The sequence below is a fragment of the Nonomuraea sp. NPDC049695 genome, assembly GCF_040674955.1.
Lineage (GTDB): Bacteria > Actinomycetota > Actinomycetes > Streptosporangiales > Streptosporangiaceae > Nonomuraea > Nonomuraea helvata.
The window spans coordinates 131,887-150,365 of record NZ_JBFANV010000001.1 but is presented as its reverse complement, the minus strand read 5'-3'; the positions used below and the strand labels follow the sequence as shown (position 1 = coordinate 150,365).

The 18,479-nt window shown below is 71.2% G+C and carries 18 protein-coding genes and 1 pseudogene; 14 read left to right on the top strand and 5 right to left on the bottom strand.

All coding sequences use genetic code 11. The features are described from left to right. Window positions 1-28: 28 nt before the first annotated feature. Complete coding sequence (locus tag AB0J64_RS00600) at window positions 29-1,123, bottom strand: FUSC family protein (RefSeq protein WP_364018514.1); 1,095 nt, start codon at window positions 1,121-1,123, stop codon at window positions 29-31. A 104-nt stretch (window positions 1,124-1,227) separates the two neighbouring features. Further along, the gene (locus AB0J64_RS00595; RefSeq protein ID WP_364018512.1) at window positions 1,228-1,896 is read right to left on the bottom strand and encodes an alpha/beta fold hydrolase; all 669 of its coding nucleotides are present in this window, start codon (window positions 1,894-1,896) and stop codon (window positions 1,228-1,230) included. 148 nt (window positions 1,897-2,044) lie between these two features. Here AB0J64_RS00595 and AB0J64_RS00590 point away from each other — a divergent pair, with 148 nt between their 5' ends. Further along, on the top strand, window positions 2,045-3,136 hold the full coding sequence (locus AB0J64_RS00590; RefSeq protein WP_364018510.1) for a ring-opening amidohydrolase: 1,092 nt from the start codon (window positions 2,045-2,047) through the stop codon (window positions 3,134-3,136). A gap of 43 nt (window positions 3,137-3,179) precedes the next feature. Here AB0J64_RS00590 and AB0J64_RS00585 read toward each other — a convergent pair. Continuing rightward, window positions 3,180-3,338: pseudogene (locus AB0J64_RS00585) on the bottom strand (nucleotidyltransferase family protein); the annotation flags it as partial. Window positions 3,339-3,407: 69 nt separating this feature from the next. On the opposite strand from AB0J64_RS00585, the gene AB0J64_RS00580 reads away from it, so the two are divergent. The 9 genes from AB0J64_RS00580 to AB0J64_RS00540 all read left to right on the top strand — a co-directional run bounded on the left by AB0J64_RS00580 (window position 3,408) and on the right by AB0J64_RS00540 (window position 9,992). After that, a complete protein-coding gene (locus AB0J64_RS00580) occupies window positions 3,408-3,755 on the top strand; it encodes a helix-turn-helix transcriptional regulator (RefSeq protein ID WP_364018508.1) in 348 nt (115 codons plus the stop codon). Next, entirely contained in the window at window positions 3,752-4,744 is a 993-nt protein-coding gene (locus AB0J64_RS00575) for an HD domain-containing protein (RefSeq protein ID WP_364018506.1), read from the top strand. The genes AB0J64_RS00580 and AB0J64_RS00575 overlap by 4 nt, the downstream gene beginning before the upstream one ends. Before the next feature lie 9 nt (window positions 4,745-4,753). Beyond that, the gene (locus tag AB0J64_RS00570; protein WP_364018504.1) at window positions 4,754-5,287 is read left to right on the top strand and encodes an SseB family protein; all 534 of its coding nucleotides are present in this window, start codon (window positions 4,754-4,756) and stop codon (window positions 5,285-5,287) included. Between the two features lie 50 nt (window positions 5,288-5,337). Continuing rightward, window positions 5,338-5,946, top strand: a complete 609-nt coding sequence (locus AB0J64_RS00565) for an A24 family peptidase (protein WP_364018502.1) — start codon at window positions 5,338-5,340, stop codon at window positions 5,944-5,946. Window positions 5,947-5,989: 43 nt separating this feature from the next. Further along, window positions 5,990-7,171: a chorismate synthase gene (aroC, locus tag AB0J64_RS00560; protein WP_364018500.1), complete on the top strand. Its 1,182-nt coding sequence runs from the start codon at window positions 5,990-5,992 to the stop codon at window positions 7,169-7,171. After that, window positions 7,168-7,668 (top strand): shikimate kinase, encoded by a 501-nt coding sequence (locus AB0J64_RS00555; protein WP_364018498.1) that lies wholly within the window; start codon window positions 7,168-7,170, stop codon window positions 7,666-7,668. The genes aroC and AB0J64_RS00555 overlap by 4 nt, the downstream gene beginning before the upstream one ends. Window positions 7,669-7,738: 70 nt before the next feature. Beyond that, window positions 7,739-8,809 carry a 3-dehydroquinate synthase gene (gene aroB, locus AB0J64_RS00550; protein WP_364018496.1) on the top strand — a complete coding sequence of 357 codons (1,071 nt, stop codon included), beginning with the start codon at window positions 7,739-7,741 and terminating at the stop codon, window positions 8,807-8,809. Beyond that, window positions 8,806-9,240: a type II 3-dehydroquinate dehydratase gene (gene aroQ / locus AB0J64_RS00545; RefSeq protein ID WP_364018494.1), complete on the top strand. Its 435-nt coding sequence runs from the start codon at window positions 8,806-8,808 to the stop codon at window positions 9,238-9,240. Before aroB ends, aroQ begins: the two co-directional genes overlap by 4 nt. Continuing rightward, on the top strand, window positions 9,237-9,992 hold the full coding sequence (locus AB0J64_RS00540; RefSeq protein WP_364018492.1) for an SGNH/GDSL hydrolase family protein: 756 nt from the start codon (window positions 9,237-9,239) through the stop codon (window positions 9,990-9,992). Before aroQ ends, AB0J64_RS00540 begins: the two co-directional genes overlap by 4 nt. A 564-nt stretch (window positions 9,993-10,556) precedes the next feature. On the opposite strand, the gene AB0J64_RS00535 is transcribed toward AB0J64_RS00540, so the two are convergent. Continuing rightward, window positions 10,557-12,557 carry an ATP-dependent DNA helicase gene (locus AB0J64_RS00535; RefSeq protein ID WP_364018491.1) on the bottom strand — a complete coding sequence of 667 codons (2,001 nt, stop codon included), beginning with the start codon at window positions 12,555-12,557 and terminating at the stop codon, window positions 10,557-10,559. A 377-nt stretch (window positions 12,558-12,934) separates the two neighbouring features. On the opposite strand from AB0J64_RS00535, the gene AB0J64_RS00530 reads away from it, so the two are divergent. Next, window positions 12,935-14,017 carry a hypothetical protein gene (locus tag AB0J64_RS00530; protein ID WP_364018489.1) on the top strand — a complete coding sequence of 361 codons (1,083 nt, stop codon included), beginning with the start codon at window positions 12,935-12,937 and terminating at the stop codon, window positions 14,015-14,017. A gap of 66 nt (window positions 14,018-14,083) precedes the next feature. After that, entirely contained in the window at window positions 14,084-15,661 is a 1,578-nt protein-coding gene (locus AB0J64_RS00525; protein ID WP_364018487.1) for a Na+/H+ antiporter, read from the top strand. On the opposite strand, the gene AB0J64_RS00520 is transcribed toward AB0J64_RS00525, so the two are convergent. Further along, a complete protein-coding gene (locus AB0J64_RS00520) occupies window positions 15,658-15,915 on the bottom strand; it encodes a UBP-type zinc finger domain-containing protein (protein ID WP_364018485.1) in 258 nt (85 codons plus the stop codon). The genes AB0J64_RS00525 and AB0J64_RS00520 overlap by 4 nt on opposite strands. Window positions 15,916-16,146: 231 nt before the next feature. Between AB0J64_RS00520 and AB0J64_RS00515 the strand changes: the two genes are divergently transcribed. Then, the gene (locus AB0J64_RS00515; protein WP_364018483.1) at window positions 16,147-17,475 is read left to right on the top strand and encodes an extracellular solute-binding protein; all 1,329 of its coding nucleotides are present in this window, start codon (window positions 16,147-16,149) and stop codon (window positions 17,473-17,475) included. Window positions 17,476-17,510: 35 nt separating this feature from the next. Then, window positions 17,511-18,413 carry a sugar ABC transporter permease gene (locus AB0J64_RS00510; RefSeq protein ID WP_364019178.1) on the top strand — a complete coding sequence of 301 codons (903 nt, stop codon included), beginning with the start codon at window positions 17,511-17,513 and terminating at the stop codon, window positions 18,411-18,413. Window positions 18,414-18,479 lie beyond the last annotated feature (66 nt).

Sequence of the window (18,479 nt, the reverse complement as noted above, 5' to 3'; positions counted from 1 at the left end):
TATGACATTGAGGTCACGTTCGCCCTATCTAGGCCCTTTTGGTCGGAGCGTTTCCCGGTGGAGCGGAACGCGGCGCTTTCCCGTCGGCGTCGGCGTCGTGGGTGGGGACGTCGGGTGGCGGCAGGGCCGCCATCGCCTCCTCGCGCTCGGTGCCGGTCGCCTGGAGCAGGTCCACGATGATGGACCGCAGCTGGGCGATCATCACGTCCGCCGAGAAGCCCCACCGCTCCGACCTCTGACGGGAGGCCACCTCCAGGACCGCCTTGGTGACCTTGTCCGGCGGTCGTTCGGCGGCCAGCTCGTCCCGCAGCAGGAGAGCGGCGTCCGCCAGATCGCGTAGCGCGCCGGGCAGCCACGGCGGGAGCGGGCTGCCGCCGTCGAGCGCCACGATGGCCCGCCTGGCCAGCACCCTGGTGTTCCTGAGCGCGTGATCGAGCGGCACGGCCGCTTTCTCGTACCCCTCGAGGGTGGGGCGGCGGTGGCGGTGCAGCGGCGAGATGGTGGCGATCTCCTTGCTCGTCTCCAGCGCCTGCAGGAACTCCTCCACCTTCTTCTGGCTGCTCCGCGCCTCCTCCAGCGCCTCGCCGGCCAGGCGCGCGTCGCGCTGCTCGATGGCCTCGGCGATCTGCCGCAGCGAGTCGGCCAGTGTGCTGAACATTCCTCTGGCGTGCCGCTTGGCGAGCGCGGACGGGCTGGCGGGCAGCAGGGCCACCGCCGCGAGCCCCACGAGGCCGCCGACCAGCGCGTCGACCATCCTGGCGAACCCGCCGGCGCCGCTCGGCGGCAGGAGGGTCGCGACGAGCACGGCCGAGGAGCCCGCCTGCAGGACGATCACCGAGCCGCGGTCCAGCAGCACCGCCGTGGCCATCGCGATCGCCACCACGAGCGCGATCTGCCACGCGCCCGAGCCGATCCAGGACACCAGCAGGTCCCCGACGCCGATGCCGACGCTGACCCCCGCGACCAGCTCCACCACCCGCCGCAGCCGCTGCCCCAGCCCCACGCCGATGCAGACCACGACCGCGATGGGCGCGAAGAACGGGCGGCTGTGGCCGAGCAGATCCTTGGCCACGAGCCAGGCGATCGCGGCACCGACGGCGCACTGGCCGATGGAGGGGGCCATCAGCCTCAGCCTCTTCAGGCGCTGGTGTACGTGCATGTCAAACACGCCACTACCCTGGCCCGGAAACGTGACACCAAGGTTACGGCCCGATGAGCTCGGGCGGCTCAGCCGTTCAGGAAGGCGTCCACGGCCTCCAGGAACGGCCCCCGGGCGGTCACATGGATGAGGTGGCCGACCTCGATCGTGACCAGCCGCGCGCCCGGGATCCGCTCGGCCACCGCCTCGGTGCCGACATGGCTCAGCTCCCCGCCCGACAGCACCAGCGTGGGCGCCGTGATCTTCCCGAGCCTTTCCAGTAGGGCGGGGTCGGGGTCGGTCAGCTGCCGCTCGGTCTGGTGCATCATCCGCCAGTCGAACGTGGCGGAGTCGTCCTCCACGATCGGCGGGCGGTTCTCGAACGGGAGCGGCGGCGGCGCGTCCTCGAGCACCAGCCGCTCGACGCGCTCCGGATGGTCCATCGCCATCCGGTACGCCACCACGCCGCCCAGCGAGTGCCCGATCACCGTGGCCCGCTCGATGCCCAGATGGTCGAGGAGCGCGACGACGTCCGCCGCCATCTCGCCCAGCTCGTACGAACCGGGATGGTCGCTCGCCCCGTGCCCGCGCAGGTCGAGGGCGAGCACGCGGTAGCGGGCCGCGAAGTGCTGGGTGATGCCGTTCCAGTCGTTGTGATCGGCGGTCCGGCCGTGGATCAGGACGAGTGGGGGAGAGGCGGGGTCGCCTTCCTCGCGATAGACGAGCTTGATCCCGTTGACGTGTGCTTCGCGAATCACAACGAGGACCATACCGGCCGCCCCGCGGTGGCGCTGAGCGCACCTTGACATCGTCGGCGGCGTTCGTGGGCAGACATTGACATGTGTCCCGCCGACCACCTCGGCTAGCGTCGCCAAGCGGGACGGGTAGCGGAGAAGGAGGCGTCACATGCCGGACCCGATTGACGTGCGCAAGGTGCCGATCGAGAGCGTCACCGACGCCTCCGGCCTGTCACGGCTCATCGCCGACGGGGTGATCGAGGCACACCGGGTGCTCGCCGTCATCGGCAAGACCGAGGGCAACGGCGGCGTGAACGACTACACGCGTATCCTCGCCGACCGAGCCTTCCGCGAGGTGCTGGCCGAGCACGGGCATCCGTCCCCGGACAGCGTGCCCTTGGTGTGGTCGGGCGGCACCGACGGCATTCTCAGCCCGCACGCCACCGTCTTCGCCACCACGGCCGACGCTCCCGCCTCCGACGAGCCGCGGCTGTCGGTGGGCGTGGCGATGAGCGAGGTGATCCTGCCCGAGGACATCGGCAGGCCCGCCATGGTGGAGAAGGTCGCGGCAGGCGTACGCGAGGCCATGAAGATCGCGGGCATCGACGACCCGCGCGACGTCCACTACGTACAGACCAAGACGCCGCTGCTCACCCTGGCCACCATCACCGATGCCAAGAGCCGCGGCCAGGACACCGCCATCGAGGAGACCGGTCCCTCCATGGACCTGTCCAACTCCACCACCGCCCTCGGCATCGCCGTCGCGCTGGGCGAGATCGACATGCCGCGCGCCGACCAGATCCACAAGGACCTGTCGCTGTACTCGTCCGTGGCCTCGTGCTCGTCGGGGGTGGAGCTGGACCGGGCGCAGATCGTGCTGGTGGGCAACGTACGCGGCATCGGCGGCCGCTACCGCATCGGCCACAGCGTCATGAAGGACGCCCTCGACGCCGACGGCATCTGGGAGGCCATCAGGGACTCCGGCCTGCCGCTGCCGGAGCGCCCGCACCCCTCGGACCTCGGCGGCCGGCTGGTGAACGTGTTCATGAAGTGCGAGGCCGACCCGTCAGGACGGGTGCGCGGACGGCGCAACATCATGCTGGACGACTCCGACGTGCACTGGCACCGGCAGATCAAGGCCGCGGTCGGCGGGGTGGCGGCCTCGGTCACGGGAGACCCGGCGGTCTTCGTCTCGGTGGCCGCCGTCCACCAGGGCCCCTCGGGCGGCGGCCCGGTGGCGGCCATCTCCGACCTGGGATAGCCGGGCCGGCCGCGTCCGGCTCGAGGCAGGGCGACGACTGCTCTCAGGGCCAGCGATGGGCGGTGAGCTCGGGCCAATCCCTGGTCCACCGCGCGACCTTCGCCTCGTACACGTGCCGGGGCGCCTGCCGGGGATTGGGCCGCAGCACCAGACCGAACGCGTCGGCCACGCCGTAGGGCGCGTACACCTTCCACTCGCCTGACGGCGAGGTACGGGCATGTGGCCGAAGCGCAAGGAGCCGGGCTTGTCCTAGCTATGTAGAGTACGAGATATGAAGAGAAGCCTGCGGATGACCATGCCGACGCAGGCCGTCCTGCGGGCCCTGCTCCAGGATCCCGGGCGTGATCGCTACGGGCTCGAGGTGTGTGAGCTGGCTGAGCTGCCGAGCGGGACGGTCTACCCGATCCTGGCCAGACTGGAGCACGCCGGCTGGGTGGAGAGCCGGTGGGAGGATCCGGAGACGCACGTGGCGGAAGGACGTCCGCGCCGCCGCTACTACCGGATCACCGCGGACGGGGCGGAGCAGGCGCGTGACGCCGTCGCGCGGGCGTACCGGTCACGCAGGCAGCAGGTGCCCGGCTGGCTGAACCGCCCGGGCCCGGCCGGCGGCCGGTTGTGAACGGCTCGCTCCAGCCGCTGCTGGAGGTCGCCGGCGACACCCTGACCGGCGAGCGGCTGCGTATGGTCGAGCGGGCCTACCTGACGGCCGCCCACTGGCATCGCGGCCGGCGGCGGCGCAACGGCGAGCCCTACATCACCCACCCGGTCGCCGTCGCCGCGATCCTGGCCGAGCTGGGCATGGATCACGAGGTGCTCTGCGCGGCCCTGCTGCACGACGTGCTGGAGGGCACCGACTGCCCGGAGCAGGCGTTGGTACGCGACTTCGGCGAGCCCGTCGTGCGCTTGGTACGCGACATGACCGCGCTGCAGGATCCCCGGCAAGCGCCCGCGATCTGGGCGAGCGAGACGGGCGAGCGCGTGCTGATGCTCAAGCTGGCGGACCGGCTGCACAACCTGCGGACGCTGCGCTGGCTGCCCGAGGCGAAGCGCCGGCGGACAGCGCGGCAGACGCTGGAGACTTTCGCGCCGGTCGCCGGCAGGCTCGGTCTAGGTCACCTCGAACAGGAGCTGGAACGGCTGGCCATCGCCAACCTCCCCGGCGGGGAAGGCGTTCAGGCATCCTTCGGCGTCATCTCCGCGGGCGCCACCCTGCTTCCACGCGAGTCGCGTGCCCGCTGGCTGGAGGAGTGGCTCGGAGAACTGCACACGCTCCCGGGCAGGTGGCCCAGGATACGGTTCGCCGTGCAGCTGGTCAGCGGGATGCCGCGGCTGGCGATCACCCTGCGGCGGTGGGACGCCCAGGACGGCCGCCACCGGCCAGGCGTGGGCGCAGTGCGGGGAGCCGGTCTCCGATGCCTGCGGTGGGTGCTGGCGTCGGACGTGCGGACCTGGGGTCTGCTCATGCCGCTGGTCGCCTGGCTGGTGCTCGACACGGCGGGGGAGCGGCTCGGTGACGCGGTGACCATCCTGATCACCGTGCCTCCGGTGCTCGCCGCAGGGGTGCGGGCGCTCCGGGCCCGGCTCGGAGACCGGGACGGGCGCGGGTAGTCTCGGGCTGTGCCGAGCATCCCGCGACCTCTCGATCCCAGCGACGACGGCAGCGCCGCGCCCGCCGTCGCGGCCGCGCTCGCCTCCTACCAGGCGGGCACGGCCGACGCCGCCGCCGTGCTGAACGCACTCGGCGGGGCCAGGCTGCTGGTGCCCGTGGTGGCGCTGCTGACCGAGAGCGAGGTCGGCGCGCACGGGCTGCGTCAGGAGAAGGAGAGCGAGATGGCGCTGCCCAAGCTCGTCGGGGCGGACGGCAGGCAGGCCGTGCTGGCCTTCACCGGCGCGGACGCGCTGGCCAGGTGGCGGCCCGACGCCCGGCCGATCCAGGCCACGGCGCTGCAGGTGTGCCAGGCGGCCGTGCAGGAGAAGGCGGCGGCGGTCGTGGTGGACGTGGCGGGGCCGGTGCAGTTCGTGATCGAGGGAGCGGTGCTGGAGGCGCTGGCGGCCGTCGAGTCGGGGACCGTCGATCGGCTCGACGGCGTGACCGTGGCCAGGGTGGAGCCCGCACGGCGCCGCCGGTGGTTCTCCAAGAAGGTCCGCTGACTCTCTCCATACGGGCGGTGGTCGCGCGAGTGGCGCATTAAGGTCGGCTCGTGGTCGCACTCATGGCGCTCGCCGGGCTGATCTGCGGACGCTACATCCGGGCGCTGGCCGACTCCTACGACGAGAGCCCGCTCTACTACGACGACCAGGGCGCGGCGCGCCTGTCCGGGTGGTTTCCCGGCGTGGAGGTGGTGACCGCCGCCGTGACCGCCCTCGTCGCCTGGCGGTTCGGGTTGCCGTACGTGACGGGAGCCCTCATCGGCACCGCCCTGGCGGTCATCGACTGGCGTACCAGCCTGCTGCCCGACGCGATCACGCTCCCGGCGTACCCCGTCATGGCCCTGTCACTGGCGCCGACGGGAGAGCTGCCCAGGGCGCTGGCCGGCGCGGTGGCCCTGACGGCGGTGTACGGGGTGCTCTGGTTCATCAGGCCGGAGGCGATGGGACTGGGGGACGTCAAGCTGGCCGGGCTCATCGGCATGGCCGCCGGGGCGCTCGGCTGGCAGGCGTGGATCGTGGCGGCCTTCTGCGGGCAGTTGCTGGGCGCCCTCTACGGCCTGGCGATTCTCCTGACCAAGCGCGGCACCAGGCACACCCAGTTCCCCTTCGGGCCGTTCATGCTGCTGGGCGCGTTCACCACACTCTGTCTCGGCTGGTGAACGCGGGACATCTCACTAGGCAGCACGTGGAAGACTTGTACGCATGTTGCGCTGGTTGACCGCCGGAGAGTCCCACGGCCCCGAACTCGTCGCCATCCTCGAAGGCCTCCCGGCCGGGGTGGAGGTGACCACGGCCGCCATCGACGAGGCCCTGCGCCGCCGGAGGCTCGGCTATGGCCGCGGCGCGCGGATGAAGTTCGAGCAGGACCAGGTCACGATCGTGGGCGGCGTCCGCCACGGCCGCACGATGGGCAGCCCCGTCGCCATCCGCATCGGCAACACCGAGTGGCCCAAGTGGGAGAAGGTCATGGCGGCCGACCCGGTCGACCCGGCCGAGCTGGAGGGCCTCGCGCGCAACGCGCCCAGGTCCCGTCCGCGCCCGGGCCACGCCGACCTGGCGGGCATGCAGAAGTACGGGTTCGACGACGCCAGGCAGGTGCTCGACCGGGCCAGCGCCCGCGAGACGGCCGCCCGCGTCGCGCTCGGCGAGGTCGCCAGGCGCTTCCTCAAGCAGGCGCTGGGCGTCGACATCGTCAGCCACGTCACCGAGATCGGCGGCGCGAAGAGCCCGGCCGACACCCTGCCGGGGCCCGGCGACCTGGCCAGGATCGACGAGGACCCGGTGCGGTGCTCCGACCCCGACGGCAGCGCCGCCATGATCGCCGTGATCGACAAGGCCCACAAGGACGGCGACACGCTCGGCGGCGTCGTCGAGGTCCTCGCGTACGGCCTGCCGCCCGGCCTCGGCAGCTACACGCACTGGGACCGCAGGCTCGACTCTCGCCTCGCCGGCGCGCTCATGGGCATCCAGGCGATCAAGGGCGTCGCGGTCGGCGACGGCTTCGAGACCGCGCGCAGGCCGGGCTCCCAGGCTCACGACGAGATCGAGTACACCACCGAAGACGGCGTACGACGCATCACCAACCGCGCGGGCGGCGTCGAGGGCGGCATGACGAACGGCGAGATCCTGCGCGTGAGCGCCGCCATGAAGCCGATCTCCACCGTCCCCAGGGCGCTGGCCACCATCGACGTCAAGACCGGCGAGGCGGCCAAGGCCCACCACGAGCGCTCCGACGTGTGCGCCGTCCCGGCAGCAGGCATCGTGGCCGAGGCCATGGTCGCGCTGGTGCTGGCCGACACGGCGCTCGAGAAGTTCGGCGGCGACTCCGTCGAGGAGGTCGCCCGCAACCTGTCCGGCTACCTGTCTTCGATGGTGATCAAATGACTCTCGCCGTGCTGATCGGTCCCCCTGGATCCGGTAAGACGACACTTGGGCAGCTGCTCGCCGAGCGGCTCGGCGTCGGGTTCCGCGACACCGACTCCGACGTGGAGGCCGTGGCGGGCAAGCCCGTCTCCGACATCTTCGTCGAGGACGGCGAGGCCCGCTTCCGCGAGCTGGAGCACGAGGCCGTGCGCCGGGCGCTGGCCGAGCACGACGGCATACTCTCGCTCGGCGGCGGCGCCGTGCTCAACGAGGAGACGCAGGCCCTGCTCGACGGCCACCACGTGGTCTACCTGCAGGTGGGGCTGTCCGACGCGGTCCAGCGGGTCGGACTCGCCTCCGCCAGGCCGCTGCTCGTGCTCAACCCGCGCAGCCAGCTGAAGAAGCTCATGGAGGAGCGGCGGCCGGTCTACGAGCGGCTGGCGTCGGTCACCGTGGTGACCGACAAGCGTGAGCCCGAGGAGCTCGCCGACGAGATCGTCAAGGGGCTGCCCGCATGAGTGAGCGGAGCGAGCGACCAATCAAACACAGCCGCCTTGTCGCGCTCATGCGACCGACGGAGGAGGGCGCATGAGCGCGACGCGGATCACCGTACGCGGTGACAGCCCGTACGACGTGGTGGTCGGCAGCGGCGTGCAGGGCGAGCTGACCACGCTGCTCAAGCCCGGCGTGCGCACCGTCGCCGTCATCCGTCCTGAGACCCTGCCGGAGATCTCCGGCCCGGTAGGCGCGGCGCTGCGCGAGGCCGGCTACGAGGTGGTCGAGCTGCCCGTGCCCGACGGCGAGCACGCCAAGACCGTCGAGGTGGCCGCCGGGCTCTGGTCGGCGCTCGGCCGCCACGGCGTGACCCGCTCCGACGCCGTGGTGGGCGTGGGCGGCGGCGCGACGACCGACCTGGCCGGGTTCGTGGCGGGCACGTGGCTGCGCGGCGTGCAGGTCGTGCTCGTGCCGACGACGCTGCTGGCCATGGTCGACGCGGCGGTCGGCGGCAAGAACGGCATCGACACTCCCGAGGGAAAAAACCTCGTGGGGACGTTCCTGCCGCCCGCCGGGGTGCTGTGCGAGCTGTCCACGCTGGCGAGCATGCCGAAGCGGGACTACGTGGCAGGCCTGGCCGAGGTCATCAAGGGCGGCTTCATCGCCGACCCGGAGATCCTCCGGCTGATCGAATCCGACCCGGAGGCCGCCACGAGGCCCGACGGCCCGCACACCCGCGAGCTGATCGAGCGCAAGATCCAGATCAAGGCCGACGTCGTGGGCGCCGACCTGCGCGAGGCGGGCCTGCGCGAGATCCTCAACTACGGCCACACCCTCGCCCACGCCATCGAACGCGAGGAGCACTACGCCATCCGCCACGGCGAGGCCGTCGCCATCGGCATGGTCTACGCCGCCGAGCTCTCCAGGCTCTCCGGCCGCGCCGACCTCGTCGAGCGCACCCGCTCCATCCTCACCAGCGTCGGGCTGCCCATCACCTACCGCGCCGACGCCTGGCGGTCCCTGCGCGACCACATGCGGCTGGACAAGAAGAACCGCGGCGCCAAGCAGCGGTTCGTCGTGCTCGACGGCCTGGCCAGGCCGGGCCGGCTCGAAGGTCCCGCAGAAGAGCTGCTCGAAGCCGCCTACAAGGAGATCTCCGGATGATCCTGGTGCTCAACGGACCCAACCTGCGCCGGCTCGGCACCCGCGAGCCCGACGTCTACGGGGCGGAGACGTTCGACGACCTGGCCGCCCTCTGCCGCGACACGGGCAGGAAGCTCGGCGAGCACGTCGAGGTGCGCCAGACCGACGACGAGGCCGAGCTGATCGGCTGGATCCACGAGGCCGCCGACGGCCGCATCCCGGTGGTGCTCAACCCGGCCGCGTTCACCCACTACTCCTACGCCCTGCGCGACGCCATCAAGCAGCGCACGGCCCCGCTCGTCGAGGTGCACATCAGCAACCCCGCCGCGAGGGAAGAGTTTCGCCATAACTCGGTCGTCGCCGGGGTGGCGACGGGCACGATCGCGGGGTTCGGACTACAGTCATACGTTCTTGCGCTGCACGCTCTCGCGGAGATGAACACCACCTCATGAGGCACTACAAGTCCTTCGTCGCCGTCGGCGACAGCTTCACGGAAGGACTGAACGATCCCGGCCAGAACGGTCACTACCGTGGCTGGGCGGACCGGGTGGCCGAACGGCTCGCCGCCGACGAACCCGGCTTCCGCTACGCCAACCTGGCCGTGCGCGGCAAGCTGCTCGACCAGATCGTCACCGAGCAGGTGCCGCTGGCCGTCGAGATGGCGCCCGATCTGGTCAGCTTCTGCGCGGGGGGCAACGACCTGCTCAGACCGGGCAGCGACCCCGACGAGATGGCCAAGAAGCTCGCCCGCGCCGTCCGCGACCTGCGGGCGGGGGGCGCCGACGTGGTGCTGTTCACGGGGGTGGACCCGCGCGACACGCCGCTGATGCGACGGCTGCGCGGCCGCTTCGCCATCTTCTACCTGCACATACGCTCCATCGCCGACCTGTACGGGTGCCGGCTGGTTGACCTGTGGTCGATGCAGGGGCTGCGCGACTGGCGGGCGTGGAGCGCGGACCGGCTGCACATGAACGCGGACGGGCATCGGCTGGTGGCGGCGCGGACGCTGGACGTGCTGGGGGTGCCGTTCGAGGACTGGCGCATGGACTGGCCGCCGCAGAGCGTGGATCCCCGGGCTCGGCGGCGCGAGGACGCCCAGTGGATCCGCGAGCACCTGGTGCCGTGGATGTCCCGCCGCCTCCGCGGCATCTCCTCGGGCGATGGACTCTCCCCCAAGCGCCCCAATCTGACTTCTTGGTCCTGATTCGCTGCGGCTTGGTACAGGGTTGATGGCCTTTCATCTTGTACGGCTGCGCACGGGCAGGCCACCCGCCGTACTTCGGCTGATGGCCTTCCAGGAAACGGCCTCTGACCCTTCACCGGCTGAGCGCCGCTACGGAGCGCACTCTTGACCGGCTGGGTGGTGCGCCCCCTTGCCCGCCGCACACGTTGCGCCGAGCCCCCACCGCGCAACTCCTCGCCGCACCGGCGCCCGAGAACGCCGGCACCAGCGACGCCTCCGTCGTGAGGGGCGCCGGTCGTGAGGCACGTCGGTCGTGAGGCACGCTGCCGCGATGCGCCCACCCGTGCTGACGATGCGCGCCGCACCAGGCTCGCCCTCGAGGCGCGTCAGCGTCGTGATTCGCGACCCGGAGCGGCGTCAGCGTCGCGATCCGCGCCCGGAGCGGCGTCAGCGTCGCGATCCGCGCCCGGAGCGGCGTCAGCGTCGCAATTCGCGCCCCGGAGCGGCGTCCGCGTCGCAGCGCGCCCCCGAAGTGCGGCCCCGTGGTAACCCCGCGCCCCGATGCCGCGCAGCGAGTGGGTGGGGTCAGTTCGTTGACTCCGCTGCCAGGCGCTTCAAGGCGGCCCTGGGGATGGCCGGGTCCGTGGTGCGCCAGAACGGGGGGAGGGAGCCAAGGAGGAAGCCGCTGTAGCGGGCCGTGGCGAGCCGGGGGTCGAGGACGGCGATGACGCCCTTGTCGTTCTGCGCCCGCAGCAGCCGCCCCGCCCCCTGGGCCAGGAGGAGGGCGGCGTGGTTGGCGGCGACCGCCATGAAGCCGTTGCCGCCCCTGGCCGCCACGTGGCGCTGACGGGCCGACGTCAGCGGGTCGTCGGGGCGGGGGAACGGCACCCGGTCGATGATGACCAGGCGCAGCGAGGGCCCGGGAACGTCCACGCCCTGCCAGAGCGACAGCGTGCCGAACAGGCATGTCGGCTCGTCCTCGGCGAACTGCTTGACCAGCAGCATCGTCGAGTCGTCCCCCTGGCACAGCAGCGGCACGTCCAGCCGCTCGCGTAGCGCCTCCGTGGCCGCCTTGGCCGCGCGCATCGACGAGAAGAGGCCGAGCGTGCGCCCCCCGGCCGCCTCGATCAGCTCGACGATCTCGTCCAGGTACTGCTCGGGCAGCCCGTCACGCCCCGGCTGGGGCAGGTGCTTGGCGACGTACAGGATGCCCGCGCGCGGGTGGTCGAACGGCGAGCCCACGTCGATGCCCTGCCAGCCCTTGCCCTCGCCCAGCCCCCACTGCGCGGCGAGGCCGTCGAACGTGCCGCCCAGCGCCAGCGTGGCGGAGGTGAGGATCACCGTGCGCTCGCCGAACAGCTTGTCGCGCAGCATCCCGCTGACCGTCAGGGGCGCGACCCGGAGCATGGGCGGGCGACGGTCGGTGCCGGCGTCGAGCCAGACCACCTCGGCCCGGTCGGACTCCGAGTCGTGGCCGTACGCCTCCAGCATGCGCACGGCAGTGTCGTGCACGTCGTCCAGGGTCGAGAACGCGGCCTTGCGCTGCCCCGCCTTGTCGGGGTCGTCCTTGTCGGCGCCGCGCGGCCCCAGGGCCGTGATGCACCGCCAGGCGGTGTCGCGTACGAGGGCCAGGGTGAGCGCGAGCACCTGCGGCAGCTCGTCGATGCGCCCGGGCGGTGCGGCCGTCAGCAGCGCCTTGAGGTCCTCGCCCGCCTCCTGGAGCTGGTCGGCGATCGCCTGCTCGATCAGCCGCCCCACCCGGCGCACCGCCAGCGACACGGTGAGCTCCGACAGCTCGCCGGTCACCACCGACGTCACCCGGTCGACCAGCTCGTGGGCCTCGTCCACGACCACGACCTCGTGCTCGGGCAGCACCGGCAGGTCGCCCATGGCGTCGATGGCCAGCAGCGCGTGGTTGGTCACCACGACGTCCACCTCGCCCGCACGGGCGCGGGCCAGCTCGGCGAAGCACTCGGCGCCGCTCGGGCAGCGCTGGGCGCCCAGGCACTCCTGGGCGCTCACCGAGAACTGCCGCCACGCCTGCTCGCTCACCCCCGGCACCAGCTCGTCGCGGTCGCCGGTCTCGGTCTCGTCGGCCCACTCCTGGATGCGCTGGACCATGCGGCCGGTCGCGCTCACCTCTCGCGGGTCGAAGAGCTGGTCCTGCTCGTCCTCCTCGGGCCAGCCCGCCGTGGCCTTGTAGCGGCACAGGTAGTTGCGCCGGCCCTTGAGTATGGCGAACGTCGGCTCGTGCGGCAGCTCCTTGCCCAGCGTCTCGGCCAGCCGGGGCAGGTCGCGGTCGACGAGCTGGCGCTGCAGCGCGATCGTGGCCGTGGAGACCACGACGGGGGAGTCGCTCTCCATCGCGTGGCGGATCGACGGCACGAGGTAGGCCAGCGACTTACCGGTGCCCGTGCCGGCCTGGACGGCCAGGTGCTCCTCGTCGTCGATGGCCTGCTGCACGGCGTGGACCATGGTGAGCTGGCCCTGCCGTTCGCTCCCTCCGAGAGCGTTTACCGCGACCTTGAGCAGTTCGTCCACTGACGGGAGATGGGAGTCCGGCACGGCAGTAAACGCTACCCGCATTCCGGGGTCGCCGTGCCGAACGCGCTGTGATCGGCCAGACGCATCCCGGCGTTCCCGGGACGCTCCTGGCGGGTCCCATGGCACACTGGGCGACCGGGACTCCGGCTGGGTGAAGAAAGTTCTTCACGGACTGTGACCAGTGGGGTTCCCGGTGTAGGTGGGAAGTCCGGTTTCCAGAGGGTTTTCCGGGGTTGAGTGGACGGATAAAGGCTGGTTAAAGCAGTATGTCTGCCATGTCGGAAGTTGTCCCGTTGCCGTCGTTCGGCGAAGTGTTCTTCGATGCACGAGGTCAGGAGCGGTGTCTCCGTGTCACGTGGCATGAGGGCACGCTGGTTCTCAGCCTCTGGCGCGGCGAGATGTGCACAGCGAGCTTCCGTATGCCGATGGAGGACGTCGGCCGCCTGCTCGACACGCTCGACGAGGGATTCGCGGAGGCCACGGGCGAGCAGCCCGCCGTGCCCGCGCACGACCCGGGCACCGAGGTCATCCCGGGCACCGGCCAGTACCACCGGCCGCCCCAGCAGGCCTCGGCGCCGCCGCAGCAGCACCAGCCCCAACACCAGCCCGACGACCGGCCCACGGCCGCCCTTTCGCCCAACGACGTCCTCGTGGCCAGAGGCGCTCCCTCCACCCACCAGGACAAGCTGGTGGCCTCGTACAGCGAGACCACGGCGCCCCGGGACAGCATGCCCCCGGCGTACGGCGAACCGCCCCGGGAGGCGGCTCCCGTCTATGGCGAGCCCTCCAGGGAGAATCCGGCCTACGGCGAGCGCAACCCCTTCACCGGGCCCCAGTACGTGGACAGCACCGGGCCCCAGCAGCGATACACCGGCGACCCCTTCAGCGGTCCTCAGTACACCGGCGATCCCTTCAGTGGCCCGCAGTACACCGCCGACGCGCCCCAGTACGCCGCCCAGCCCGAGCCCTTCGCCGGTCCGCAGTACTCCGACACCGGCCCCGTCTACCAGATGCCCGGCGAGCAGCGCGGCCAGTCGCCGCTGAGCACCGACCCGCTCGGCTTCCCCTCCCAGGCGTCCGCTCCCCACCAGCCGTCCCAGCACCGCGCCGACCCGTTCCAGAACGACCAGTACCCCTCCGACCCCTACGCCCGGCGGCCTGAGGCGTACCAGCAGCCCCAGCAGCCCCAGCCCCAGCCCCAGCCCCAGCAGCCGCAGCAGGGCCCGGGCGCCGCGGGCCTGGGCACCCCCATGCACGGCATCCCCGGCGCGGGCAGGCGCCGCTCCGCGCCCCAGCCCGTCCGCGATGACTACGGCTCCTACCAGCAGAGCCCGCCGAACCCCGTGGACCCGCTGCTTGCCATGGGGCGGCCGGAGCCCCCGCAGGCCGACCCGCTGTCCCGCCCCTACGTCGTCGGGGACCCCATGTTCTCCACGGGCGAGCGCCTACGTCCCGAGCAGCAGCCGGACTACCACGAGCGGAGCGACCGCAGGGAGTGGTGACACACTCCTGAGCACCGGCAGGTACGCTCCTGGCGAGGCGATCGGGCCGAGGCAGAAGGAGCGCCGGTGAATCCGAGCATGGGCCTGCAACTGCTGCTGCTGGCCGGGGGCGCCATCGGCGTCGCGGCCGTGGCGCGGCGCAAGGGCTGGCCGGCCCCGTTGCTGCTGGTGGCGGCGGGGCTCCTGGTCTCGCCGCTGGTGCCGTCGGTGCCACTGCAGCCGGAGCTGGTGCTGTACGTGTTCCTGCCCCCGCTGCTCTACTCCGCCGCGCTCGACAGCTCCTACCTGAGCCTGCGCGAGGTCAAGCGGGCCGTGGCGCTGCTGTCTATCGGGCTCGTGCTGTTCACCACGGCCGTCGTCGGGCTGGTCGTTCACCTGATGCTGCCCGCTCTGCCGCTGGCGCTGGCGTTCGCGCTGGGCGCCATCATCGCGCCGCCCGACGCCGTGGCCGCCGTCGCGGTCGGCCGGCGGCTGGGCCTGCCGCGCAGGACGCTGACGATCCTGGTGGGGGAGAGCCTGTTCAACGACGCCACGGCGCTGACGGCGTACCGGGTGGCCATCGGGGCCGCCGTCGGCGGGACCGTCGACCTGTGGCACAGCGTCGGCCAGTTCCTCTACTCCGCGGCGGTCGGCGTGGCGATCGGGCTGGCGCTGGCGTTCGTGCTGGCCTGGCTGTTCCGGCACACGCGTGACTCGCTGGTCGAGAACACGCTGATGCTGCTCATCCCGTTCGCCGCCTACCTCGCGGCGGAGTCGGTGCACGCCTCCGGCGTGATCGCCGTGGTGATCGTGGGCCTCTACCTGGGCAACCGCATGCACCTGCAGGGGTTCGGGACGCGGCTGGTGTCGGACGCGGTGTGGAAGGTCACCGACTTCTTCCTCGAGACGATCGTCTTCGCCCTCATCGGGCTGCAGCTCTCGACCGTGGTCCAGGGCATCTCCGGCTACAGCCCGTGGGCCGTCGCGGCGTACGCGGCCGTCGTGCTGGCGGTGACGATCGCCAGCAGGTTCGTGTGGGTGTTCACGGTGTCGTACCTGATCAAGCTGGCGGGCAGAGGTGATGCGCGGCCCACCGTCCAGCAGACGGTGATTCTCGGCTGGGCCGGCATGCGGGGCGTGGTGTCGCTGGCGGCGGCGTTCGCCATCGATCCGAGGGTCGCCGAGCGGGACCGCGCGATGCTGCTCTTCCTGACGTTCACGACCGTGATCGGCACCCTGCTCATCCAGGGCACCACGTTCCCCGCGCTGATCAGGCGGCTGGGCGTGTCGAGCGAGCGGGAGCAGTACGAGGACCGCCTGGCCGAGGCGGCGGCCCAGCAGGCCGCGCTGGAGGCGGGCCTCTCGGAGCTGGACCGGCTGGTGCGCGAGGCGGGCGAGCCCGACGAGATCCAGAAGCAGGTCATCGACCAGCTCAGGGAGAAGTCGTGGCGCCGCTCGCTGACCGCCTGGGAGCGCCTGGGCGGCGGTAGCGGGCAGGGCGGCGCGGAGACCCCCAGCGCGCTCTACCGCCGCCTTCGCCGTGACATGCTCCAGGCCGAGCGGCAGGTGTTCGTGCGCCTGCGCGACGAGCGCCGCCTCGACGACGAGGTGCTCCGTGACGTGATGAGCGAGCTCGACTTCGAAGAGGCGATCCTGGAGCGCTAGCCCATCTGGCTGTCGACGAAGCACCACCGCCAGTCCTCGCCGCGTTCGTACGACTGGATCACCGGGTGGCTCGTGTCGTGGAAGTGCTTGGTGGCGTGCTTGCCCGGCGAGGAGTCGCAGCAGCCGATGTGGCCGCACTCCAGGCAGCGCCGCAGGTGCACCCAGCGGCCTCCGATCGCCAGGCACTCCTCGCAGCCCTCTGGCGTCTTCGGCGCCGGGTCGCCCGTCTCGGAAAGATGTTCGCAAATTGCCATACCAGAAATCCTAGGACCAGAGCCGCAGCGGTCGTGGCGGGCCCCTCGCCGGGAGCCCCCGGAGGCGTCCCGTTATTTGTTTCACCGATTGACGTAACTAGAAACGCCGTCGTAACGTGGCCCTCGTCGCTCCAAGCGCACACGGCTGCGTACGCGGCGTGATCAAGTTCGACGCGCGCAGCGGCAGCCCCCCTATGCCCGAGGACCCCCCACCGAAGGGACTGCGCCCCCATGACCGATCGAGTCACCCCGAAGGCACTGAGCCGCCGGGACCTGGTGAAGCTGGTCGGCCTGTCCGGCCTTGGTGCCGGCTTGACGGCGTGCGGCCGCGGATTCGGCGGCGGAGGCGACGGGCCCGGGGGAGGGGGCGTCCAGCTGAACATGGTCTGGTGGGGCGACGCCAACCGCGCCAAGCTGACCCAGGCCGCGCTGGACGTCTTCCAGAAGAAGAACCCCGGCGTCACGGTGAAGACGGAGTACCAGGACAGCGGCCCGTACAAGGACAAGCTGGCCACGCGCTTCGCGGCCGGGAACCCGCCGGACCTGATGATGATGCGCATGGACAGCCTGCGCGAGTACGCCGACCGCGGGGCCCTGCTCAACATCAAGGACCACGCCGGCGCGGTGGACACCTCCGGGCTGAGCGAGAGCGCCGTCAACCTCGCGACCGTCGGCGACAAGATCTACGGCATCCCCTCCGGCCTGAACACCGTCGGCTTCGTGGTCAACAAGACGCTGACCGACAAGTTCGGCGTGGAGATCCCGGACGGGGACACCTGGAGCTGGGACGACCTGTCCACGTTCGCCAAGAAGATCACGCAGGCCAGCGGCAAGAAGGTGTACGGCACCCACTTCAGCGCCTACACCCTGGCCAATCTCATCGTGTTCGTCCGCCAGAGCGGTGAGGACTTCTACACCGCCGACGGCCGCCTGGGCGCGAGCGAGGCCACGCTCACCGCCTGGTTCGCCATGATCGAGAAGATGCGGGCCGACGGCGCCATGCCACCGGCCGGCTTCATCGACCCGAACGCCGGATCCTCGCCGGACCAGTCCTACCTGGCCAAGGGGGCGATCGCCGCGCAGATCATCCCCACCAACAACCTGGCGGGCTACAACACCGCCGCGGGCGGCAACCTGGTGCTGCTGCGCATGCCGGGTGAGACCACCTCCAAACGGCGCGGCCAGTCGATCGACACGCCGGCGCTGTGGTCGATCGCCGCCAAGTCCAAGCACCCCGCCGAGGCGCTGAAGCTGCTGCAGTTCCTCATCAACGACCCCGAGGCCTCCAAGGCCATGGGCACCACCCGCGGTGTCCCGGCCAACGGGAAGATCGCCGAGGAGATCAAGCCCGCGCTCTCCAAGGACGACCAGGTGGCCACCGACTTCCTCATCGGGCTGCAGAAGGAGACGCTGCCGCGCGCCTACTCCTACCCGCCCGGCTCCAGCGCGATCCAGTCCAGCCTGGAGACGATCGCCACCGAGGTGGAGTTCAAGCGGATGACTCCCCAGGAAGGCGCCAAGAAGGTCATCGAGGATGCCAGGAAGGCGCTCGGCGGGTGAGCCGCACAGAAGCCGCGCCGGTCATCGACCGGCCGATCACGCGCGAGCCCGCCGTCGCTCCGAAGAAGAAGCCGCCCCAGGACCGGGCCGGGTACCTCTTCCTGCTGCCCTGGTTCATCGGGATGCTCTTCACGGTCATCCCGTTCTTCGCCTCGCTGTATCTGGCGTTCACCGACTACAACCTGCTCAACGCGCCGAAGTGGATCGGGCTGGACAACTTCGCGGAGATGCTCCGCGACCCGGTGCTGCACCAGTCGCTCAAGGTCACCTTCGTCTACACGTTCGTGTCGGTGCCGCTGTCGCTGGCGGCCGCGCTCGGGGTGGCCATGCTGCTCAACCGCGGCGTCCGTGGTCTGCCCGTCTACCGGGCGGTGTTCTACCTGCCCTCCCTGCTCGGCGGCAGCGTCGCGATCGTCCTGCTGTGGCGCTACATCTTCGGCCTGCACGGCGTCGTGAACGCGTTCCTCGGCTGGTTCGGCATCGAGGGGCCCGGCTGGACGTCCGACCCCGACTACGCGCTCACCACGCTCATCGTCCTGCACATCTGGACCTTCGGCTCACCCATGGTGATCTTCCTGGCCGGCCTGCGGCAGATCCCCGGCATGTACTACGAGGCCGCGGCCATCGACGGCGCCTCCAGGTGGCGGCAGTTCCGCTCGATCACCCTGCCGCTGCTGAGCCCGATCATCTTCTTCAACCTGATCCAGTCGCTGATCTCGTCGTTCCAGACCTTCACCCAGGGTTTCGTCATGAGCGGCGGCACCGGCGGGCCCGCGGGCTCCACGCTCTTCTACAACCTGTACCTGTACCAGCAGGGGTTCTCCCAGTTCCACATGGGCTACGCCTCGGCCATGGCCTGGATGCTGCTGGTGATCATCGCGGCCTTCACCGCGATCAACTTCCTGGCCGCGAAGTATTGGGTCTTCTATGACAACTGAGGAAACCTTCGTCGAGCGCGTGGGCCGGACCCGCCGGTCCCGGTACGCCAAGCACGTGCTGCTCTG